This is a genomic window from Flammeovirgaceae bacterium SG7u.111, assembly GCA_034044135.1.
Classification (GTDB): domain Bacteria; phylum Bacteroidota; class Bacteroidia; order Cytophagales; family Flammeovirgaceae.
Window position 1 is genome coordinate 7,576,466 of sequence record CP139021.1, and the last position, 22,459, is coordinate 7,598,924.

Here is a 22,459-nt window from a genome sequence, read left to right on the forward strand (position 1 = left end):
AATAACTTTGCTAGAACTAAAATTTTATGATCAATACAGTAAAATCATCGTCGATAAATGTGGTTTTTGCAAACGTAAAAATATCGCTTACAAGTGTATCATAAATCTCGTTGAGTGCTTGGTCATGATGCTGTTTTAAATGCTCCTTGAGTCTATCAAAACCATATAACTCCCTGTTTTGTTCACTGTGCGCCTCAGTCACACCATCGGTATAAAGCAACATGATGTCGTCCTTTTTGTAGTCAAAATGGCTCGTTTTTACAAAGTTCGAATAGGTGTCGTTTCGGACGATGCCTAGCCCAAGCCCATCTGATTCTAAGAAATCAACTTTGTCGGTATCTTTTCTATATACCAAAGTTGGGCAGTGCCCAGCTCGGGCAAAAGTAACGATCTGTTTTTCAGTGTTGATGAGGTAATAACTTGCCGTAATGAATGCGGAGCGTTCCAAGCAAGCTGAAAGAGCCGAATTTGCCTTTATCAAGAAATCCTTGGGGCTTAGGTTGAGCCTTACCAACGATTGGAAAATCCCCTTCATCTGAGCCATATTAAAGGCTGCGGAAATGCCTTTTCCTGCCACATCGGCTATAATCACCACATGCTCGGTTTCAGAGACTTTATACACATCGTAATAATCTCCACCAACTTCCGTGGCTGCCTCTGACCTGGCAAAAAGCTCGAACGTACCATTTGCCTCTAGTTTTACAGGAAGTAACCTAGACTGCACATTTTTAGCGATTTCCAATTCGCCTTTATAGCGTTCATTTTCAACGGCTTGCGATACTAACTTGAAATTGTGGAGGGCTACACTTGCCTGAGCTACGAAGGTATTCACCATTTTGATCATGGTGTTGTCAAAAGAATTCCTCAGCTTTTTGAGGAGTACTAAATCCCCAAGATTTTCCTTTCCAGAAATGATGGGGATGGCCAAAATTGAGCTATAGACCGTATCTTCATTTACTGTAAAAGCTCCAGGTTTGCTTATTTTTTTTGAGTGTTGCCCATCGTACCCCACTTGGAAAATATAGCGTTTGGATGACCTTGCCATTTTTTTATCGATCCCAACAGCCCATAAGTTGGAGGTATTGTGGATTTCGAGCCAGCCAGCATCAGCATTGGTAGAGCTCATGGCACTTTCCAACAATAATTTGTAGATCTGGTCCTCATTTTCTCCCTCAATTATCGAATCGCTGAGTTTTTGAAAAACGGATAACTCCTTTGTTTTTCTTTCAAAAACAGAAGAAGTGGGCAGGTTGAAAATGATAACCAGTAATGCTGCCAAGGTGTAGAACGATACAAAAATGAACAAGGCAGAAAGGAAAATATTTTTTGAGATATCGTCTATTAATAAAATATTATTATTGTGGTACGCCGAAATACTTGCGAAGAAATAAGAAAGGCAAAATAAAATAATGATTAACTGGAAAATACTCAATAGCTTTTGGTTAAACAGTAACTGAGGAATCCATTTTAAGTTCACGCTTAGGACGAGGGACCAAAGCACAAAAAATGCTATGACAATATTGAAATGCACACTGAAAGGTGCTAAAGCAAAGAAGTGTACTGCCGTAGTTGCAAAAAGAGCATATTCAAATCCATACCAACTCAGGTGTGCAAACCGGTTTCTCTCATAAAGTACCATTCTTTTCCACTTAGCAAGGGTGGACATGAGCAGTAAGAAAATCAAACCGATATCTACATAGTAGAAAAAAGCAGAAATGAGGGAATTATAAAGGTAGGAATCGGTTTCCAGAACAATTGACATGATGGAAAGCACTCCAGAAATAAGGGTGCAGACCAAGGCTGTCAAAAATATTTTCCAAATAAGATCATGCAGGTCAGAAGTTTCTTGTTCCTTGGTACGAACCCAATTGTAGAGATAAAGACTTAAGATAAAACAGTTGAGTAGCAGTCCTTTGAGGAAAAAAGGAACAGGTACATCGGGGGCAACTTCTTGTGCTTTTTGGTAATGCTCAACCAAGCCTGTTACCAGTAAGAGGAACCAACTGGCAAAGGAAAATATAAGTGCGAGCTTCTTAATATTTTGGTTATTGAGCATTCAAATAGATTAATGAAAAAATATTACCTTCTTCTAAGATTCAGACTAAAACTATCTTTATTGACTTTGTTAACGGAAAATTGCTATCGCTTTCGCTAATATAAATAGTCCATTAAAAAAACAGAGACATAAGTTGGATAAATCTTAATTTGTAGAAGATTATTTGGGTGTACTAAGCTTTGTGAGCCGTATTAATGATATAGGTTTTTGCTGTTGATGTAGTCGATTGCCTCCTCATGGACAAGGTAGCGAATAGATTTATTTTGCTTGATGGCATTTCTGATGAAAGTGGCTGAGATGTCTACCTTAGGTGCATCAATCATTTTCACTTGAGGGAGTGAAGACACTTCTGTCTTTTCCGATCCAGGTCTGGGATATACCAGTAAACCGTAATTGTCTAGGATGACCTGATGATTTTTCCATTTGGGGAAATTCTTCAGGTTATCTTCTCCCAAAATCAAATTGAACTTATGTTTAGGGTATTTTTCCGAAAGATAAGTGAGCGTATCGACTGTATAGCTTGGGCGAGGCATTCTGAACTCGATATCCGTAGCGTGGAACTTGGCATTATCGCTTATAGCCAGCCGTACCATTTGCATCCTGTCAAACTCGTGTAGTAGGCTATTGCTTTTTTTGTGAGGGTTTTGAGGAGAGACCACAAACCAGACTTGGTCGAGATCGGCGTATTCTGCCATAGTGTTGGCAATGATCAGATGTCCAATATGTATGGGGTTGAACGAACCAAAAAATAGACCTATGTCCATGGAGAGCGGTGGCAGGTTAAAGTAAAGAAGTGTATAAAAGTCCCCTATGAATTGTCTGGAGGCTTATAAATATATTTTTTGTGATTAGAATGCTATTTTAAAAAAGTATCAATATGGTTTTGAGCTTCTATTATTGCTTGGTCGAGTTTGTCATTCAATATCGATAGATCGAATTTTTGCTCAAAAGAAAGCTCGTGTTTTGCTTTTTTTATCCTTTTTTCCAATGCTTTGGGAGTTTCTGTTTTGCGGTTGGTTAAGCGTTCTATCAACACATCCACGTTGGGAGGTTTTATGAAAATAGCGAGAGCCTTGTCTCCAAAATATTTTTTGAGGTTCAGCGCACCTACTACATCCACATCTACTATTACGTGATTTCCCGAGTCCCAGATCCTCTCTATTTCAGATTTGAGCGTACCATACATTAGTCCTTCATACACTTGCTCGTATTCCACAAACTCACCCGCTTTTATTTTGGTATTAAAATCTTCGAGTGAAAGGAAATGATAGTGTATTCCATTTGCCTCGTTTGGACGAGGTTTCCGAGTAGTGGCGGAGATGGAAAATTGGAGGTGGGGATTTACTCTTACTAAATGGCTAACGATAGTTGTTTTGCCTGCGCCAGACGGCGCGGAAAAAATAATGATTTTACCCTCTGACATGATTTATTGGACTGAATATTTGATTTTAGAGCGAATTTCTGAAGCTAAATCTTCTGGAACTGCCAGTTTGTTTTGTTGAATGTGGTTTTTCAACAATTCAATGGTAGAAGATTCTAGGTTGTAATATGACATGCAAGTCGTGCACTTCATATAGTAGTCATTAAATTTTTGCTTGTCGGACTCAGATGCTTCGTTATCCAAAATCAACTGTACTATTTCAACAAATTCATTGCAAAAGCGTGAACTGCCATTCTTAGTAAAGGTATTTCCCATGAGATCAACTCGTTAAACTAAAAGGTGATAATTATTTATAGCCCATCGATTGGGCATATTTTTTTAATTTTTCTTTCAATAAGTTTCTGGCTCTGTGTAACCTCGAACGCACCGTTCCTATAGGTATATCGAGTATTTTCGCCATTTCCTCGTAAGTAAAACCTTCAAGGTCACATAATATTATGACTATTCTGAAGTCCACAGCTAGAGAGTTAAGCGCATTGGTCACTTCGTCACCAATACGGTTTTGCATGGTCTCAGAGCGCAAATCTATAGTTATATCATGATCTGCATTTTCCGAATTGTAATAGGTTTCAACTTCTTGATAATCTACTTTAGAAGGTTGTTTGCTCTTCTTCCGATAATCATTGATGAAGCTGTTTTTTAAAATCCTAAACAGCCAAGCCTTCGCATTCGTTCCTTTTTCGAAAGAAGTTATGAATCTAAATGCCTTAAGGTAGGTATCTTGCACCAAGTCCTTTGCCTCTTCTTCATCCAATGTCAACTTATATGCAAAGTTGTACATGGAGTCGATGTGAGGCATAAACTCTTCGTCAAAGATTTTAGTCTTTTCTTTTTCAGAATAATCTTTCTTGGATTGCTCTGCCATATTGATGGATGGTGTAGGTGTGTTCAAAAATCTTAAAATAATTTGGGATAATAAAATAATTCAAGCCCGCATCTCGGCATAGATTCAAATTATTGCTAATTGATGCCCCTTTTTATGAGCACCATTCCTAATTTCGTGCTCATTTTGTTTGATGACCTTTACAAAAAGAAGCTTGGTTTTGTTTGTGATCTCGCTGGAATTTAGTTCTGTTGAACCCTTTTTGTGATTGTAAGCATACAGTAAGTATAAATATCAATATACGGTTTAGCAATTTTTTCGGATGTTAAAAAAAGTTATAATAAGCAGGACGGATAGTTTGGGAGATGTCATTCTTACCCTACCGCTAACAGGTTATCTCAAAAAAGTTTTTCCTGATATAAGTATTTCATTTGTTGGACAAGCTTATTCTCAGTCAGTTATAAATTCTTGCCAGTATGTAGATACCTTTTACGACAAGAAAAAGCTGCTGAACGGGGAGCAAAAACTAGAAGGTGATGTAATAATTTTTGCTTTCCCAGATAAAGAGCTTTGTAAGCTTGCCAAAAAAAGCAAAATTCCGGTTAGGGTAGGAACTAGCCACCGTATATTCCACTGGGGCACTTGCAACAAATTGGTGAACTTTAGTAGAAAGAAATCGGAGTTGCACGAATCTCAACTCAATTTTAAGCTTTTGAAGCCTTTGGGGGTAGAAGAAGCTCCTAGCCTCAGCGAAATGCCCGAGTTGGTAGGAATGCGGGCTATGGCCGAACTTCCTGAGGTGCAAAAGGAAAGGTTGGATACGGGGAAGTTTAATCTGATCCTCCACCCAAAATCGAAAGGAAGTGCAAGAGAATGGCCATTGAGCCATTATGAAAAATTGGTTGAGATCCTGCCGTCAGAGAAGTTTCATTTTTTTGTGTCGGGCACACAAGCCGAAGGCGATTTGATAAAAAATGAAGGTACATCCCTGTTTGATTTTCCGAATGTGACCGATGTAAGTGGGCAGTTTTCCCTCGAAGAATTTATTTCCTTTATAGCCCAAGCGGATGGGTTGGTGGCTTGCAGCACAGGGCCTTTGCACATAGCTGCCATGCTAGGTAAAAATGCACTCGGGTTTTACCCCTCTATGCGGCCTATGCACCCCGGCAGGTGGAAAGCTTTGGGAGCGAAGGTCGGTATTATGGAAGTTGACGATGTGTTGGGCAAAGGCTCAGGCTCCGAAGCTGTGGAAGAGATTAGTCCCCAGATGGCTGCGGACTATATTCTTTCACATTTTAGCTAATACTCTTTTCCCTAGTTTGCCATGAACTTTGGCAGCCAAGTTACGAAGTCGGGGAACAGGATGATGAGTACCAACATGACTAGTTGGATGAGGATAAAAGGAATGATTCCTCGATAGATCTGGGTGGTTTTTATTTCGGGCGGAGCCACGCCTTTGAGGTAGAAAAGCGAAAATCCAAAGGGTGGAGTGAGGAAAGAAGTTTGAAGGTTCATGGAGACCAGTACGGCAACCCAAAGCAATTCCATGTTGTAAGCGGCAAAAACAGGGGTGACCACGGGCATAAAAATGAAGATGATTTCAATAAAATCGATGAAAAATCCTGCGATGAAAATAGCCACCATCACAAAAGCTAGGAAGGCATAAGGGCTCAGGTTGGAGCTTTGGATAAAGTAAATAAGTGCATCATCGCCTTCCACGCCTCGGAAAACCAACCCAAAAGCAGTAGCTCCCACCAAAATGATGAACACCATACACGTGAGAAATGTGGTTTCCCTCATCACCTCTTGCAGCACTTTCCAAGAAAGCTTTTTCTCAAAAAAAGTTAGGATAGTTGCCATAAGCGCACCTACTGCCGCAGCCTCGGTGGGCGAAGCTATTCCAGCGAAAATAGATCCAAGCACAGAAAGTACGAGCAACATGGGAAGTACAAATGCTCTTATAATCTTAGAAACAGCATTTGTTGCCATAAACTTTTTTACCTCGGCAGCAGGAACTGGAGGAGCTGATTGAGGGCTTACAATGGCTACTATAAACACGTAAAGAATATAAACGATTACCAAGGTGAGCCCTGGGATAACCGCCCCCACAAACAAATCTCCTACAGAAATATTCATTACACTGCCAAGCAAAACCAACACGATGCTAGGCGGGATAATCTGCCCTAGCGTGCCCGATGCGGCGATAGTACCCGTTGCCAATTCGGGCTTGTAGCCTCTTTTGAGCATGGTAGGCAAGCTGAGCAAGCCCATGGTCACCACTGTTGCGCCAACTATTCCCGTGGAGGCGGCGAGCATTGCCCCTACCAAGATTACGGCAATAGCCAAACCGCCTTTCAGCCTGCCAAAAAGCATCGCCATGGTGTCGAGTAGGCGTTCGGCAATGCCCGATTTTTCGAGCATCACGCCCATGTACACAAAGAGTGGGACGGCCAAGAGGACGTAGTTACCCATAGTGCCATAGATGCGAAGGGGCAGTAGGTTGAAAAATTCTAACCCAAAAACATAAAACCCGAAAATGATGGAAACTCCTGCCAAGGTAAATGCAACGGGATAGCCAAGAAGTAAAAGGACAATCAAGCAGAGAAAAAGTGCTAATGCAATCATTGTAAAGAGAGGTAGTAGTTCTGAAATGTGAGGTATTTAAAACTTAAGCTACTTGTCCGTTTTTTCCTGTGAGCTTAAAAAAAGAAGTAATAATCAGAGACGTTCCCTGGAGCAAAAGCAGGGAAAAACCGACGATGATACTCCCTTTTATGATGTAGCGAGCGGGTAGCCCACCAGGATCGTTGGAGCCTTCCGAAAGTTTTAGAGATGTTTCTAGGTAAGGGATTCCCCCGTTGATAACTACAAGGCAAAAAGGGACAAGGAAAAAGATAGTACCAAATAGATTGACCAGGGCTTTTCCCTTTTCGGAAAACCTGCTGTAAAAAATATCTACTCGCACGTGTTTGTCGTGCTTTAGCGTGTAGGCTGCGCCCAAAATAAAAATGAGGGCAAAAATGTGCCATTCCAATTCGAAAATGGCGACGTGGGTTACGCTGAACAAGTAGCGGGTGATTACATCGTAGCAAATGAGTAAAACCAAGGCACTGGTCAGAAAAGAGACGCTGATGCCTACGTATTCATTAAGTTGGTCAACAAACCGAACATATCTATTTAAAAACTTTACCATAGCAAGTTATCATTTCCATATGGGTGAAAAAATATTGGGCAATTTTAGCTTTCTGCCTAAAAATATAACTTTTAGAGAGAATGAGGGAAGGGAATGTTCAGTAAGTGCTACCCGTCAAATTTTTTTAGGTTACCAAATTTTTGAAAACCTCTGCCTTCTCTTGGCTTATAGTTACTCGTTCCTGATTGCTTGTTACGAGTTTTTTGTTGTTTAATATGTTTGTAATCAATAGTATAGGTGATTGAGTAGATGGCGCCTGATCTTTATTAAGTGCTTTTTTATAACCAGTAACTAGAAACCGCAGCGGCGGACCGTCAGCAACGAGTAACCGTCAAAAAGCCTTAATTAAACCAAGGTTAAGAAATCATACTAGAAATAAATTTTGTTACACGGCAGTAAGCTTTTATTAAGTCAAAAATTTCCTCAGCTTTACGCCAAATTTTTGTCTCGAACTAATCCTTTTTCACATATGTCATTCATTTCACTCAAAGTAGTTGCGCCAGAAGAATTACAAGATATGCTAATATCAGAATTAGCCGAATTGGGCTTCGATTCCTTTTTAAGTTCCGATACGGGATTTGATTGCTCGGTGGAGAAAGAGGCTTTTGATGAAGATGCTGTAGATGAAGTATTTGGGTTTTATTCCAAGCAAGGAAGCTTGAGCTACACCTCGGAAGAGGTGGTGAAGCAGAACTGGAATAAGCTTTGGGAAACGAATTACGACATGGTGGAAATTACGTCAGAATGCTTGATAAGGGCAGAATTTCACAAACCAGAGAAAGAATATCCTTACGAAATTATCATCACACCCAAAATGTCTTTCGGAACAGGCCATCATGGTACTACTACCGTGATGGTTCAGCACCAGCTGGAAATTGACCACAAAGGGAAAAAAGTGTTTGATGCGGGGTCTGGAACTGGGATTTTGGCAATAATGGCTTCTAAACTTGGAGCAGCTGAAGTAACTGCTTGCGATATTGAAGACTGGGCTGTATTGAATGGGAAAGAAAATGCGGAGAAAAACGGAGCTGAGCTCGAGTACCTTCAGGGAACGGCGGTGGAGCATGGCAAAAAAGGGGAATATGATATAGTACTGGCAAACATCAACCGCAATATTATTTTGGAAGAACTGCCAACGTATTACGAAATGCTCAAGCCAAAGGGGCATTTGTTGGTAAGCGGTTTTTATGTGGAAGACATTCCGCTAGTAGTCAACAAGGCACAAGGTGTTGGTTTTTCTTTTACAAACAGTAAATCCAAAACAAACTGGGCTGGTTTGGTTTTAGAAAAAGGTTAGATTTTTGCAGCATTACTTATCGGAACTTATACATGCCCAAATTAGGTTTTTATGAGTAAATAGGTACTTGGGAAGAGTACCGAATTATCACTATCTTCTGTAAAAATCTGGCAATTTTTTTACTTACTAAAGGTTTTAGCTTAGGGCTTGTTTTAACTTTAGGTTTTCAAGCAAAAATGCTCAGTTTATGCTTCTTGCGAAAGAATAAAATTTTTGAATAGCAGCCATCGTGGCGTGGTACTATGGAAAAATTTTCTTTTGATGCAAGGTTCATGAAATGTGCTTTTGCAGCGAAATAGGTGAAACTTAAACAAGCTCTTACGATAAAGAACTTTGGGCAAAGTTCGAGGGACAATTGTTTGTAAAAAGGATACCTATACCATGAAAAAATATTTGAGTTCTATCCTGTTCTGCCTTTTGGTGGTAGGAAAAACTTTCGGCCAATTTAAGGATGTGCCATTTACACATAAGGATAGCCTTAGTGTTGACATCAATAACTTGATGGGACAATCATCAAGCGCTACGGCAGATACCGTACTTGGGGCTTTTAATGGAATTTACGAAGGTCTTTCCGAAGACCAGCTAAATTTGGTGTTTGAAGTATCTAAAACAATGTACGGAAAGGGTTATAGAGCTAATCCACATATGGAGAATTTTTATGCCTGCATAGCTTTTGGTATAGACAATCGCAATTTGCCGTCTTCACAGCTCACTCGTTTTCTCGAGATAGCTGACACCACTGCTAGGCTTTATAAAGGAAATCTTTTCAGAAACTTCCTTTCCCTCACTCGAGATTTTTGCGAAACAGATACTATTTATTCCTCTAAATACAATCGCCTAATAGTGGAAGGGGACGACTTTACCTTCGAGCATGTATTTGATGAGAGTTTGGTGGATCCAAAAGCTTTGGTTGCAATGAATTCGGCTGTTCCTGAAGCTGTGCTAGAAGAGGAAATTGAGGAAGAGCTACCAGATGAAGAAGAAATAAAAAAAGAAGAATGGTTTGAGCATTTGGAAGAAGAAGAGGAGGAGGAAGACGGGGAAGAGCTTTCTTGGGGTGATGATGGAGGCTGGGAGGTATATGAAGAAGGGGACGAGGAAAGTTGGGAAGAAGGGGATGAGTCTACCGATTTTGAAGAAGGGGAAGGAAGTCCTGGAGATGCAATTTTCGAAAGTTTTGCTCCTCCAGCAGCGGATTTGCCTGATGTGCTCGGCCCTATGCTCAGCATAAAAAATGCAAATTTCCACATGCATTCTATTTACGATACGGTAAAAATGGAGAACGTGAGTGGGGATTTATTGCTGATGAACTACGAGTTTGTTGGTACTGACGGAAAATTGGGCTGGGATAATACAGGCTTGGACTCTGGAAATGTATTTTGTGATTTGGCTGACTATTCTTTTAATATAAAAAGTACAAGAATTTCTGCTGAAGATGCGGAGCTTCACTATGGATCCAAGTTGAAAGAACCTGTGAAAGGGAGTTTTATATACGATAGCCATATTCACAACTTGAGACCAAAACAAGCTAAATTCCCTCAATTTCAATCTTACCAAAGTAATATAGAAATAGAAGATTTGGCTGATAGCATTAGGTATAGAGGAGGTTTTTCTTTGCAAGGGAAAAAGTTTTTGAGTAATTCGGCCGAAGGCGTAGAAGCTACTCTAGATTTTATGGGGAGTAATGGTAACTCGAAATTCACCGCTATTTCCAAAAAAGGGTTTGTTTTTGACGATTCGTTGATTTACAGCCCAGAAGCAGCGATTAAAGTCCATTACGATGACTCCACAAGTATTTCCCATCCAGCTACTATTTTTAAATACGATACCAAATTAGATATCTTGAGGGCAAGAAGGGGCAAAGATGAAAACAAAACATCTCCATTTATAGACGAGCGCCAGTCTGTGTATATTTCTGCCGAAATGCTGGAATGGGACATGAAGAAAGATAGTATTGATCTATTTATCCTCAATGCTCGCGAGCGCATTCCTTTGGTGGTTGAATCCACTGATTATTTTGATAAATATAGGTTCATTGCCTTGCAAGGGCTGTACAAGTTCCATCCGCTTCAAATGGTGGTTGGTTATGCAAACCGAATAAAGTCCAATACATTCACCAGCTACGAAATGGCAACCGACCTGAAGCAGCAACCTAATGTGGTGAAAGGTGCAATGCAAGAGCTTGGAAGGAGAGGGTACATCGAATATAATGACGAAACGGATGAGATCACTGTAAAAAGAAAGGCAAAGCTGTACGTATATGCCAATATGGGCAAAAAAGGGGTCGATTTTGATAATATGATCATGCATTCGCGAGTGAACAACGGTCCTAACCTAAGTATTTCGGTGAATGGAAAAGGTTTTGAAGTAAGTGGGGTAAAGCGTTTCAATTTAAGCGACCAGATGGGAATTGTAGCTACTCCTGAAGATGGAAAAGTAAATTTGGAAGATGGTAGAAATACCTCTTTTGCAGGAAGGATGCAAGCAGGGAATTTTGTATTTAGGGGAAAAGAGTTCATGTTCAATTATGATAGCTTTAAAGTAGACTTGGATGTGGTAGACTCCATTAGTATTATGGTGAAGCAGAAAAATGGACAGTTCAAAGAAATGCAAAACAACATCGTGAATACCGGAGGTGTGTTATACATTTCCCACCCAAGAAACAAGTCTGGTAAAAATAAATTGCCGCAGTATCCTATTCTCGATGCGCTTAAAGGAGGTACAATCTATTTTGATGGTCCTGAAATTTTGGGCGGAGCTTATGATTCCACTATTCTTTTTGATATTCCTCCATTTGAAATCGACAGTTTGAATAGTAGCAACACAAGTATTATTTCCTTCAATGGTACTTTTAAGTCAGGTGGGATTTTTGAGGATTTCGAGCAAGTACTCATTGTAGATAGTACTGATAATTCTTTTGGTTTCAAACGTGATATGCCAGATGCAGGCGAGCCTGTTTACGGAGGGAAAGGTACTTTTTTCAATAAAATAAGGCTGAATAATAAAGGAATAAGAGGCGATGGTCGGATTAATTATTTGACTGCTGACTTTAATTCTAAAGATTTTATTTTTTATCCAGATTCGGTATTGACAAAAGGAGAAAAGGGTGAGATAGCTTTTGGTGAACATAATGGGGTTGAGTTCCCAAGCGTCCAAATGGATGGCTATAAAATGAAATGGCTGGTAAATAGTGATAGTATGCTTTTGACCAACCCAAAATCCAAGCCTTTTCATGTGTACGATCCAAATACGAACTTTGAAGGTACGCTTGCACTTACTCCAGAAGAGCTGAAAGGCGATGGGCGAATAGAAACAGAAAATTCGATAAATTCATCAGAACAATTTCAGCTAGAGGGGACGTCTTATGTAAGCCATTATTCTAAGTTCTTGATTAAGTCGGACGATCCTGATGTTCCTGCCATGTTGGGAGACCCGGTAAAGGTGGAATATGATTTGAAAGACCGAATGGCTTTGATCAAAAGTGAAGAAGAAGGCTCAAGTGTTTTCGCCTTCCCATTCGTACAATACCAGTCAAATATTAGTCAGGTATCATGGAACTTAGATAAGAATGTCTTGGTGATGAGTGTGAATACCGAAAATGAATCAGGTTTGGGCAAGTTTACCTCGGGTAATAGCAAACACGATTCCTTATCTGTCTTTGCCACCGATGCAATGTATGACCTTTCGGGTCACGTATTGGGTTTGGCCGGAGTTCCTTATTTGGTTGTGGCAAATATCAAAATCATACCCGATAGTGGTAAAGTAAATATTAGGGAACATGCCGAAATGGACGAGTTGAACGGGGCTACCCTCGAATTCAACGCACTTCAAAAAAGACATGTACTTACTGATGCGAAAATCAAAGTGCATTCGAGCAATGAGTTTGAAGGAACGGCGAATTATGCATACACCTATGGAGTGAAAGATACCTTTAATGTTGTTTTTGATAGGTTTGAAACAGAAAAAACAGAGGTAAAAGGAGCGAAAGGAGGTATTTCTTATACTACTACTGGTTTTTCAAAAATCATTGAGGATGATCAATTTGCATTTGCCCCAGGGCTTTATTTCCAAGGAGACCTTGAAATCCATGATACTGAAGAATACCTCGATTTTAAAGGGCAAGCCAGCCTAGCCCTTGATAGAGATGAAAACGACTGGTTCGATTATACATCCAACGATGCCAATACCCATGGGGTCATCAATATTGATGAAAACCTTCAGGTTTCAGGTTACCCTACCAAGCTGAAAACAGGTTTGTTCTTTTCTAAAATAGACCGTGAACCCTATATTGCTATGGTGCAGTTTAAGCGTGAGTGGGCTGCTGACCGCTCTTTGTTTCAAGCTAGAGGAGAGCTTTCTTATAGCGATTCATCCAACACTTATAGGATAGCACCTCAACAGCTCAGAGATGAAGAGACCCAAAAGGGGCATGATTTTGTCTATGAGCACAAGCCTGAAACGGCAACTTTCTCGGGCGAATTGCAATTTGTACTTCCCGTGGAAGACCAATACACGGTAAAAGCAGCGGGTACTGGTTTTGCTAAAACAGAGGAAAAAGATTTTCAAATAAATGCGAGTGTACTGATTGAGTTTAATGGCGATGGACCAGTGATGGAAACCATGGCCGAAGACCTAGCTGACAATACCTCTAGCACTGAAGGAGCTATTGAAAACGAAGAAAAATTTGCCAATAAAATAGCCCAAATGCTTCCCGAAAAAAGTGTGTTTGAGTTTTTGGATAGGTTTGCCGATGGAAGTGCGACCATTAGCGATTATTTTAATACCGGTATTTTCTTGACCAATGTCGATTTCAAATGGTCTGATGAAATGAAGGCTTTTTACAATGAAGGCACAGTTGGGCTTGGAGGTGTATTCAAGAAAGAAATCGACACGCAAATAGATGCGTATATTGAAATTCCGAAAGCTGAATCAGATAATGCGTTTAATGTCTTTTTAATGGACAGCGAGGAAATGTGGTACTATTTTAACTTTGACAAAACAGGTATCCGTGCAGTTTCATCTAACGATATTTTCAACCTTGATCTCTCTAAAAACTCAAACGGCTTAGTCAAATTGGCCGAGATAGATGAGATGTTAGGGTATGTGAGTAGTTTTCGAATGAACTATTTAGGAATTGAGGAGATGCTCGACTTGGTTATACCTACTGGAGATATAGACCCGTATGCCAATACTGGAGGAGATTTTGGTGACGATCCATTTGGTGATATTTCTGAAGAAGGAGATGTAGCGCCAGTTGAAGAAGAAGAAGCCGAAGAAGAGGAAGATGATGATGGGTTTTAGGCTTTCTCAATAAATCTTGTTAAGTTTCATCTTGGCAATAACCTACAAAGTTTTATAAAAAAGATAGAATTTTAAATAAATTGACTGAACAATGGTACCAGTAAAAAAAACAGCTTTGTTTTTTATGCTAGTGTGTTGCTTCGCCTTTGTTGCAACGGATGCATTTTCCCAAAAAAAGGACAGAAAAAAGAAGAAAGCCGAGCGCAAGGAAGAACTTACCGCTTCAGATACAGTAACTTTTACAACTTCGGATGATTTTAAGCCAACTCTTGAAATTAACCCTGGTGCTATTGAAGAGGAGAAAAAGCCCAAAAAGAAAAGGCGGAAAAAAAAGGTTTTCTATGGGCTGAAAACCAAGGTGAGATACTTTAAAGAGATAAGAAATAATTCTACAATAGTTATCAAAGTACATGTACTCAAGGAGTATGTAGCTCCAAACCCTTACATGCGTACGGTTTCTTACTATAGTGAAGATAAAAGGCGTCCGGCAAGCACAACTAAGTATAAACCCGAATACGGCATGCCCTTGCACGGTACTTATGAAAGAAGGGTGAATGGTGTGCTTACTGAAAAAGGGATTTACTACGTAGGGGGCAGACACGGGAGATGGGAAACATACGGTAGGGACCAGCTCCTCAGAGATAAAAAGAAGTATTACAGAGGTTTTCCAAAAGATTCAAAAATCACATATTACGATATAGAGAGCACTAAAATAAAAGAAGTTATTCCTATTCAGTATGGCAAAAAAGAAGGGTGGTACTTAAAGTATTATGAAAATGGAAAACTGGCTGTAGTTGGTCAGTATGTAGATGATATAAAAGTGGGTACTTGGCTTGAGTATTACAATAAAGAAGGCGACAGGGGGCGTGAGAAAAAGGAAACTGTTTATGTAAATCGAAATCGCCCTTATGATGAAGAGTTTGAGCCCTATGTATCGAGAGAATGGGACGAAAAGGGAAAAAAAATTGTTGACAACAGGAAAAAGAAGCGTGGACGTTAGGCAAAGTAGGTGATGTGAATCTCAGATTAAATTCACTATTTTTGCAAAACGTTTGGAATCAGTGATAAGCACCGGAAATCTGGTGCTTTCTAAATACAGAGAGATATGTTAGATAAATTAGAAGAAATAAAAAATCGGTTTGATGAGGTGAGCGAACTTATCGTTCAGCCCGAAGCTATAGCCGATATGAAGCAATATGCCAAGCTTAATAAAGAATATAAAGACTTGGATAAAATTGTGAAAGAGTATTTTAAGTACAAAGAAGTACTTGAAAATATTGATAATACCAAAGCGATCATTTCCACCGAAAAAGACGAAGAGTTTAGGGAAATGGCAAAGGAGGAACTCGACGGGTTTCTTGAGCAGAAAAAAGAGTTAGAAGGGGATATAAAAACCATGCTTATTCCCAAAGATCCTAATGATAGCAAAGATGTTATTTTGGAAATTAGGGCTGGAGCCGGAGGAGACGAAGCTGCAATTTTTGCAGGTGATATCTATAGGATGTACCAGCGTTTTGCTGAAAGGATGAACTGGAAAATGAGTCTAATGGACTTTACCGATGGTACGTCTGGCGGCTTTAAAGAGATCATTACTTCTATTTCAGGTGAAGATGTGTACGGAAAGCTCAAGTTTGAGTCTGGGGTGCACAGGGTGCAACGAGTACCGGCTACAGAAACTCAAGGAAGGGTTCATACTTCTGCAGCGTCGGTTGCGGTTCTGCCCGAAATGGAAGATGTTGATGTACAAATCAATATGGGAGATGTCAAAAAAGAGATTTTCTGTGCGTCGGGTCCAGGTGGTCAGTCGGTAAATACTACCTACTCTGCTGTAAGGTTAACCCATATTCCTTCAGGTATAGTGGCTTCTTGCCAAGATCAAAAGTCTCAGATCAAGAATATGGAAAAAGCTTTGAACGTACTTCGTTCAAGAATTTATGAAATGGAGCTTGAAAAACACAATGCTGAAGTAGGTGCGCAGCGTAAATCAATGGTAGGTAGTGGCGATAGGTCTGACAAGATCAGAACCTATAATTATCCACAAAGTAGGGTAACTGACCATCGAATTGGATTTACGGTTTATAACCTGACTGCGGTGGTAGATGGTGATATCGGAGAGTTTATTGAGAAACTCAGAATCGCTGATAATGCGGAAAAGATGAAAGAAGGTACAATGGCTTAAAAAAGCTTATTCCTAATAAAATAGAGGCCACCCTATCATTTTAAATAGGCTGGCCTTTTTTAGTTGATTTTGGGTCTAAGGAATTTCTAGTAAACTAGTGAGTAGCTTCGTAAGTAGCTGAAGCTTTATCTGCGGTGCTTGGTGTTGCCGCTTTTGATTTAAGACCAAGGAATGTAAGTAAGATGAAGGCGAAAGCAAATGCGAGTGAACGTAATTTCATTGATTTCATGATAGACTTATTTAAATGTTTGACTAGAGGTTTTGAACACTTTAATACTAATTATATGCCACTAATTGTTAAGTTATTGATATATAGTCATTTAGTAGTGTTTTAGCATATACCGTTCACATAAAAAAATGTACGCTTTTACACAGGGGTGTTCATAAACGAACAAATTTTTTGGTGAAATAATTAAATTTTATCATCGTAGAATTATACTAATTTTGTCATAGTGAAAGCTTACCACGAGGGAGGCTTACAATAGTTGAAAGTAAAAACAGTAAAACTACATCTCATGAAAGTTGCCATCATTAAGTACAATGCAGGAAATATTCAGTCTGTCATTTATGCTCTGAACCGTTTGGGTATAGAGCCAGTGGTAACTGACAACCATGAGGAAATCAGAAATGCTGATAAAGTAATTTTCCCAGGTGTAGGAGAAGCTAATTCTGCTATGCGAAGCGTGGAAAGTAAAGGGCTTGATAAACTTATAATTGGTTTAAAGCAGCCTGTGTTTGGCATCTGTGTAGGGCTTCAGTTGCTATGCAGATATTCCGAAGAGAATGATACCAAATGTTTGGGGGTGTTTGATTTGGATGTGAAGAAGTTTCCTAACCAAAGCCAGAAAGTGCCTCAAATTGGTTGGAACAATATCAATGATTTCAAATCACCTCTTTTTAAAGGTGTTGAGGAAGACAAATATGTCTATTTTGTACACAGCTACTATGCTGAGCTAAGCGAGTACACTGCTGCCCAATCGGAATACGGTGTGAAATTTAGTGCTGCTTTGCAAAAAGATAACTTTTATGCTGCCCAGTTCCACCCCGAAAAAAGTAGCAGAACAGGAGCGAAGATTATCCAGAATTTTTTAGATATCTAATTGGTGCAATCTGCTCCTGCGTTTATGCAAAGCTTGCTATCTTCTGTTGAATAGTCGAATTCTACGTCAACAGGGATGGCAGGGCAATTTCCCGTAATACAAGTTTTAGCTTCAGCAGTGATGTTCACTTCAGGAGTTCCATCGGTGATTTTCATGGTCATGAAATAAGTAACAAAATAGGTTTCTGAGCCTATAAGTACTGCTTGGGTTGTTTTTCCTTCAAGTAAAATATTGCCCTCATTTGAAATTTCACCAGCAAGTAGCATACTTGGAATAAACTCGAACGGACTTTCATAAAGCCCGGAAAACTCAATTTCATCGAAGGTGGTGCTCAATATTGCTTCCGTGAAGTTAGCAGTAGTAATACCTTCTAGTTCTAAGTCGGCATTGCTGGAAATACTGTAAACCCAAAGTTGTACATTATTCCCATAGCTACCCTGAATAGCAACCGAATCGCTTTCTTTGTATTTCAGGTTCTCCAAAATAGGGTGGTCGAGCAATGTTTCTTGGTAAAGGTCAAAGGTATCGGCATAAATACCAGTGAAATCAATATGCTGAATTTGATCTTGCTTAGTCCAAACGGAAGTTGAAGTAGCCAAAGTGACTTGCTTACCTTGGCGAAGACTTTTGTCTGCATCGGCATAATATCCATGCGTATTTAGAATTGTATCAAGCAGCTCATATCCGTAGGTAAGCGTCCCATTAGTTCCTTGTTGGAATGTCTCACTTGTACCATCAAAGAAAGCTTGTGCGTCTTCTGAACCTTGTGGAGTAGCATCGATGACAGCAGTTCCCTCATTCAAAAAACTCATGTTTTCCACAGTGAAAGGCAAACTTCCGTCTACATATAAATGCCCCCTGAAGTTTTCAAAGACATCTAGTTGGTTACTTGGCTCAAAGGGGATAAGCCCACTGTAAGAAATGGCAAATTTGCCACCCTCTACTTCAACATATCTTAGGGAAATATCACCTGAATAAGCAATGAAAGGATCGTCAAAGGCAACGTAATACTCGTCGAAGCGGAAAGTGCCTTCTTCAGTAGTTAGTGTGGCAAACCCTCCATCAACAACGGCGTGCATATAGCATTGGCTGTCAGAAAGAGGGAGGGAATCAGGGTTGCTGAACATAATTCCTTGGTTCAGTTCCATATTTGCCCCAGATTCAGTTTCATTTATTATGTTGCTGAAAATACCTGTTTGAGGAAAGTTGGCGATGGCATAGCCCGACATAGAAGAAAAGCTGCTGTCGCTATCGGTAACTACATCAAAGTCGCCGTTGGTGAAATACACAATATCGCCTTCAGAATCTTTGAAATAAAGGCTGCCTTTTATTTGGGAGCTTCCTTTCGAAATCGCAATTCTATTCTGATTTACATAAAAGGTGATATCACAATTATTATCTGCATTTAGTGTAAACGGATAGCTTTCCAACTCTTCTCTTTCAAAGAGATCAAAGGGTTCGAAGTTGCCCAGGTCGCAGCCAGGCAAGGTGAGCCAGAGTAGAAATTGTGTGATTAGAAGAATTTTAAATTTCTTCATATTGATATGGCCTAATAAAAGGCTTAAATAGTTGGTGAAAAATTGTTCATCTGCCTGATATGTGCAAACATCAGGCAGAAAGTTCAATTCATCGAAAAAATTACTTTATTTTCCACACCCAAGTGCCATTGGCGCTGATATAGCCACTTTTCCCAAGTTTTTCTACGCTTAAAATAGTTGAGCCTTCGTGTTTGATCAGCTCGTTTTCAGGTTCCAGAAGTAGTTTTCCTTCTTTGTCGGCAAGTCCCGAAAAGTTTTCAAGCATCACGGCAAGTGAGCCATCGGGCAGCTCATAGACTTCGCTGTAAATAACTTCGCTCATGATGTTGCCACCTTTGTCTATCATCTTCCATTTCCCATCCACTATTTTTTTCCAGCTCACATCTTTCAACACCTGTCCATATTTCAACTTCTCCGACCTTCGAGCTCCATATTTTTCCAAATAGGCTTCTTTATTACCACGAGTAAAATTCAGCTTCACCTCATTGCCATCTACTTGGCGGGTAAGCTCCCAAATCTCACCTCTTTTGGCAAAAGCAATGTCACCTACATAGTTTGTGACCTCGTCGAACTTGGTAGGATATGCCGGAAGCCCATCGGGTTTGATATGATAAAAACCTCCTGTGCTTTCCACAATTGCCCGGTCGTTTTTAAAGCCGTCTATTACCTTTCCTTTCAACCCAAAGCTGCCAACTACAGCTCCTTTCTCATCTATAATTTGCTTGTCGTTTACAAAAGCAAAACCATTGCTAAAAGGGGCAGCTTTTTTAAACGATTGTTTGATGACCGATTTTCCAGTCTTGTCAATATAGCCCCAAAGGTTGCGTGAAAGTACCGCCGCTTTTCCGTCGCTAAAGCTCGCTGCAAGTTTGTAGGTGGCAGGAATTACTTCTGCTCCATTTTGATCTATAAACCCGAATTTTTGCTGGGTTCTATCTTTATTATACGCCTTTACCAAAGCGAGCCCGTCGCTAAATGGATGAATTTCTACATATGCATATTTGGTGAGCAACTTTCCAGTTTTGTCTGCCAAGGCGAGTTTGTCTGATTTTTTCACGACTGCCAAGCCATTTGCATCAAACTCTGTTTCGTAAACTAGCTTGTCTGATTTCGAAAAAGAACCAGCAGGCGCAGGTTCAAGAGAAGGCTTTTCTGAAAGCTCTTTCAGCGTTCCATTTTTTTCTACTAAGAAGTATTTCTCTTCTTTTTTCAATAGTTCGAAAAGCGTGTTTTCCCCTTCACCTATTGGGCGAATTCCATCGTATTCAAATGGGAGAACTACTTGGTTTTGAAGGTCGATAATTCCCCATTTTCCACCTTGGTTTGCTACTACGAGGCCATTGGTAATAGGCGAGGCAAAATCATATTTCAGTGGGATGATCGCTTTTCCTGTGTAGTCAATGTAGCCATATTTGCCTTTTTGGGCGGCTTTCGCCAAGCCTAGGCTATCCCTCCAAACCGTGTTGAAAGCGGTGTCTATGTAAGAATAAGTTGGAGGCAATACCTCTTGGGCATTGTAATCAATATAACCGATGTTTTTGCCGTCATACACCTTGGCTAAGCCCGCATTTTTACCCCAAATATTTTCAAAGCTATCAATACGTTCGTAGCTAGGTTCGAGTACGACCACGCCATTGTAGTTCACATAGCCTGTTTTTCCATCCTTCATTATTTTGGCGATACCTCGTTTGTTTTTCCAGATTTCTTCAAACCCAATAATATCACTGTATTCGGTAGTCAAAAGAACCTCCCCGTTTTCATTGATGTAGCCTTTCTGCTCAAAAAGCACTTTTTTGGCAAATTCACTTTGAAGCTGCTGCCTGCCTCTGCCCGTAAGCGCAATGCCATTTTCAAAATCTTCCAAGCCGTCAAGCTCTACAGATGCTGGGAACAAAACTTTTCCTTTTGTGCTTACCGCTCCCCATTTCCTGCCAACTCTCATGCGGGCTATTCCATTTTTGAAAGGGTAAATCATGCTGTATTCGAAGGGTAGCAATTGCTTGTTTTGCAAGTTTACCAAGCCCCACTTTCCGCTTTTCCCTCGCCCTTTTTTTACGATACATGCCCCCTCGGCTGGGACTTGAATGCCATCAAACATGAAAGGGAGCACCGCTTTTCCGTTGCCATCTATGCATCCAAACTTGCCGTTTTTGCGGGCAATGGCGTAGCCTTCGCTAAAGTCACTAATCACATCGTATTCAAAAGGAACAACAACATTTCCTTTTCCGTCTATTACGCCAAACTTGCCTCCACTTTTTGCCCAAGCCCTTCCTTTCTCAAATGCTCCTATGTTTGAAACAGACGATCCTCCAATTTCACTTATGATGTTTCCAGCCTTGTCTATCAGCCCGTCCCAAAGTGTATCTACGGTTACCCTTGCCAGCTCAGCTTCCTTAAAATCGGTGACCACCATGTCTTTGCAATTGCTTTTGAAAAGGATTTTCCCTTGCTTATGATCGATCAGGTAAGTGTAAATAGTTTCTTTCTCTCCTTTTTTCTCAGGTAAGAGGATCTCTCTTGCCATGCTCAAGCCTAGTTCATCGTCTATCCCTACATCGAAAAATTCTCTTTTGCCCAACAGGTTTTGCCCTACGCCATTTTCCAAATAGGTACGGTAATCGTGTTCCACCCAGCGAGGCTTGCGTGCTTCAGGGTTTGCCTTTAGTATAGCTATTCGCTCTTTTTTCAGCGCATTTTGCGTAGCAACATTTAGCGCTACTTGGTTTGGGTATTCGTTTTTCTCCAAGAGTTTTCCATCTTCCGAAATCTTTACTGCCGTAAGCGCATTGCCTTTTTTTGCCGTAATTACTCCTTGTTCTAAAGTGATGGCTTCGTACTGGGCTGAAAGCAAAATCTCTCCAAACTGGTTGTAAAGTCCTTTTTTTCCTCCTTTGGAAAACTCGGCATACACCGCCCCGTTCGGAATGGCTTTTATTTCATCATAATTATTTTCGAGCAAAACCTTTCCCTCAATGGAAGCAAGTCCGAATAGGTTGTTGGTATAGGTGCGGAGCAGGGTAGGGCTAAGTGGACTGATCAACTGGTAGTTGAGGGGGAGGACAACTTGGTTTTTTAAATCAACTAAACCACATTTCCCGTCTTCCCACACCACTGCAAACGGAACTTTCAAGAGCTTTACCTGTTCATAATTGGCAGGAATGACTTCCGTGCCCTTTCCATCTACCAAGCCACTTTTTCCATTATTTTGGAAAATAGCCAACCCGTGGCTGCCAAACGAACCAAGGTGCTCGTATTTGGCGGGAATTACCAACTTGCCCTCTTGGCCAATCGCGCCCCATTTTCCCCCTTCCCGCACAGGAAATAAGGTTTGCGAGAAGGAAAAGGAAGAAATTAGTAATAAGAAAAAAGTGAAGAATAGATTCTTGTGGATAGGATTCATTTTATATGAAATATTTTGGTTTCAGTTTTTTAGAAAAGCTAGTGCCTAAATACGTGCCAAAGTGGCGAATTAGGAAGTTTGATGTTGGGAATAGTTCTGTATTTTCTACGGTTCTAAAAAGAATTATTGCC

The 22,459-nt window shown here is 40.2% G+C and carries 16 protein-coding genes; 6 read left to right on the forward strand and 10 right to left on the reverse strand.

Going from position 1 to position 22,459, the window contains the following annotated elements:
- Window positions 1–16 precede the first annotated feature (16 nt).
- The 5 genes from R9C00_29185 to R9C00_29205 form a co-directional block, all read right to left on the reverse strand.
- Window positions 17–2,056: a GAF domain-containing SpoIIE family protein phosphatase gene (locus R9C00_29185; GenBank protein WPO35774.1), complete on the reverse strand. Its 2,040-nt coding sequence runs from the start codon at window positions 2,054–2,056 to the stop codon at window positions 17–19.
- 191 nt (window positions 2,057–2,247) lie between these two features.
- On the reverse strand, window positions 2,248–2,820 hold the full coding sequence (gene nadD, locus R9C00_29190; GenBank protein WPO35775.1) for a nicotinate (nicotinamide) nucleotide adenylyltransferase: 573 nt from the start codon (window positions 2,818–2,820) through the stop codon (window positions 2,248–2,250).
- Between the two features lie 92 nt (window positions 2,821–2,912).
- Window positions 2,913–3,479, reverse strand: coding sequence for a guanylate kinase (gene gmk / locus R9C00_29195; GenBank protein ID WPO35776.1), 567 nt, complete (start codon window positions 3,477–3,479; stop codon window positions 2,913–2,915).
- A 3-nt stretch (window positions 3,480–3,482) separates the two neighbouring features.
- A complete protein-coding gene (locus R9C00_29200) occupies window positions 3,483–3,752 on the reverse strand; it encodes a hypothetical protein (GenBank protein WPO35777.1) in 270 nt (89 codons plus the stop codon).
- 31 nt (window positions 3,753–3,783) lie between these two features.
- On the reverse strand, window positions 3,784–4,362 hold the full coding sequence (locus tag R9C00_29205) for a sigma-70 family RNA polymerase sigma factor (GenBank protein ID WPO35778.1): 579 nt from the start codon (window positions 4,360–4,362) through the stop codon (window positions 3,784–3,786).
- Window positions 4,363–4,642: 280 nt separating this feature from the next.
- Here R9C00_29205 and R9C00_29210 point away from each other — a divergent pair, with 280 nt between their 5' ends.
- Complete coding sequence (locus tag R9C00_29210) at window positions 4,643–5,623, forward strand: glycosyltransferase family 9 protein (protein ID WPO35779.1); 981 nt, start codon at window positions 4,643–4,645, stop codon at window positions 5,621–5,623.
- An 11-nt stretch (window positions 5,624–5,634) separates the two neighbouring features.
- Here R9C00_29210 and R9C00_29215 read toward each other — a convergent pair whose 3' ends face one another.
- On the reverse strand, window positions 5,635–6,945 hold the full coding sequence (locus R9C00_29215) for a TRAP transporter large permease subunit (GenBank protein WPO35780.1): 1,311 nt from the start codon (window positions 6,943–6,945) through the stop codon (window positions 5,635–5,637).
- 43 nt (window positions 6,946–6,988) lie between these two features.
- Window positions 6,989–7,513 carry a TRAP transporter small permease subunit gene (locus tag R9C00_29220; GenBank protein ID WPO35781.1) on the reverse strand — a complete coding sequence of 175 codons (525 nt, stop codon included), beginning with the start codon at window positions 7,511–7,513 and terminating at the stop codon, window positions 6,989–6,991.
- 469 nt (window positions 7,514–7,982) lie between these two features.
- On the opposite strand from R9C00_29220, the gene prmA reads away from it, so the two are divergent.
- From prmA to prfA, 4 genes are all read left to right on the forward strand, one after another.
- Window positions 7,983–8,810, forward strand: a complete 828-nt coding sequence (gene prmA, locus R9C00_29225) for a 50S ribosomal protein L11 methyltransferase (protein WPO35782.1) — start codon at window positions 7,983–7,985, stop codon at window positions 8,808–8,810.
- 381 nt (window positions 8,811–9,191) lie between these two features.
- Window positions 9,192–14,111: a hypothetical protein gene (locus R9C00_29230; GenBank protein WPO35783.1), complete on the forward strand. Its 4,920-nt coding sequence runs from the start codon at window positions 9,192–9,194 to the stop codon at window positions 14,109–14,111.
- Window positions 14,112–14,202: 91 nt separating this feature from the next.
- Window positions 14,203–15,111, forward strand: coding sequence for a hypothetical protein (locus R9C00_29235; GenBank protein ID WPO35784.1), 909 nt, complete (start codon window positions 14,203–14,205; stop codon window positions 15,109–15,111).
- A 105-nt stretch (window positions 15,112–15,216) separates the two neighbouring features.
- The gene (gene prfA / locus R9C00_29240; GenBank protein ID WPO35785.1) at window positions 15,217–16,290 is read left to right on the forward strand and encodes a peptide chain release factor 1; all 1,074 of its coding nucleotides are present in this window, start codon (window positions 15,217–15,219) and stop codon (window positions 16,288–16,290) included.
- A 94-nt stretch (window positions 16,291–16,384) separates the two neighbouring features.
- On the opposite strand, the gene R9C00_29245 is transcribed toward prfA, so the two are convergent.
- Window positions 16,385–16,510 (reverse strand): hypothetical protein, encoded by a 126-nt coding sequence (locus R9C00_29245; GenBank protein ID WPO35786.1) that lies wholly within the window; start codon window positions 16,508–16,510, stop codon window positions 16,385–16,387.
- A gap of 295 nt (window positions 16,511–16,805) precedes the next feature.
- Here R9C00_29245 and hisH point away from each other — a divergent pair, with 295 nt between their 5' ends.
- The gene (hisH, locus tag R9C00_29250; protein ID WPO35787.1) at window positions 16,806–17,390 is read left to right on the forward strand and encodes an imidazole glycerol phosphate synthase subunit HisH; all 585 of its coding nucleotides are present in this window, start codon (window positions 16,806–16,808) and stop codon (window positions 17,388–17,390) included.
- Here hisH and R9C00_29255 read toward each other — a convergent pair.
- Both R9C00_29255 and R9C00_29260 read right to left on the reverse strand, forming a co-directional pair.
- Entirely contained in the window at window positions 17,387–18,928 is a 1,542-nt protein-coding gene (locus tag R9C00_29255) for a hypothetical protein (protein WPO35788.1), read from the reverse strand. The two genes, hisH and R9C00_29255, sit on opposite strands and share 4 nt — an antisense overlap.
- Before the next feature lie 100 nt (window positions 18,929–19,028).
- Window positions 19,029–22,328 carry a WG repeat-containing protein gene (locus tag R9C00_29260; GenBank protein ID WPO35789.1) on the reverse strand — a complete coding sequence of 1,100 codons (3,300 nt, stop codon included), beginning with the start codon at window positions 22,326–22,328 and terminating at the stop codon, window positions 19,029–19,031.
- Window positions 22,329–22,459: the final 131 nt, after the last annotated feature.

Coding starts and splice junctions, on each gene's coding strand:
- R9C00_29185 (WPO35774.1), bottom strand. CDS start 2,056: ATGCTCAATAACCAAAATATTAAGAAGCTCGCACTTATATTTTCCTTT.
- nadD (WPO35775.1), bottom strand. CDS start 2,820: ATGGACATAGGTCTATTTTTTGGTTCGTTCAACCCCATACATATTGGA.
- gmk (WPO35776.1), bottom strand. CDS start 3,479: ATGTCAGAGGGTAAAATCATTATTTTTTCCGCGCCGTCTGGCGCAGGC.
- R9C00_29200 (WPO35777.1), bottom strand. CDS start 3,752: ATGGGAAATACCTTTACTAAGAATGGCAGTTCACGCTTTTGCAATGAA.
- R9C00_29205 (WPO35778.1), bottom strand. CDS start 4,362: ATGGCAGAGCAATCCAAGAAAGATTATTCTGAAAAAGAAAAGACTAAA.
- R9C00_29210 (WPO35779.1), top strand. CDS start 4,643: ATGTTAAAAAAAGTTATAATAAGCAGGACGGATAGTTTGGGAGATGTC.
- R9C00_29215 (WPO35780.1), bottom strand. CDS start 6,945: ATGATTGCATTAGCACTTTTTCTCTGCTTGATTGTCCTTTTACTTCTT.
- R9C00_29220 (WPO35781.1), bottom strand. CDS start 7,513: ATGGTAAAGTTTTTAAATAGATATGTTCGGTTTGTTGACCAACTTAAT.
- prmA (WPO35782.1), top strand. CDS start 7,983: ATGTCATTCATTTCACTCAAAGTAGTTGCGCCAGAAGAATTACAAGAT.
- R9C00_29230 (WPO35783.1), top strand. CDS start 9,192: ATGAAAAAATATTTGAGTTCTATCCTGTTCTGCCTTTTGGTGGTAGGA.
- R9C00_29235 (WPO35784.1), top strand. CDS start 14,203: ATGGTACCAGTAAAAAAAACAGCTTTGTTTTTTATGCTAGTGTGTTGC.
- prfA (WPO35785.1), top strand. CDS start 15,217: ATGTTAGATAAATTAGAAGAAATAAAAAATCGGTTTGATGAGGTGAGC.
- R9C00_29245 (WPO35786.1), bottom strand. CDS start 16,510: ATGAAATTACGTTCACTCGCATTTGCTTTCGCCTTCATCTTACTTACA.
- hisH (WPO35787.1), top strand. CDS start 16,806: ATGAAAGTTGCCATCATTAAGTACAATGCAGGAAATATTCAGTCTGTC.
- R9C00_29255 (WPO35788.1), bottom strand. CDS start 18,928: ATGAAGAAATTTAAAATTCTTCTAATCACACAATTTCTACTCTGGCTC.
- R9C00_29260 (WPO35789.1), bottom strand. CDS start 22,328: ATGAATCCTATCCACAAGAATCTATTCTTCACTTTTTTCTTATTACTA.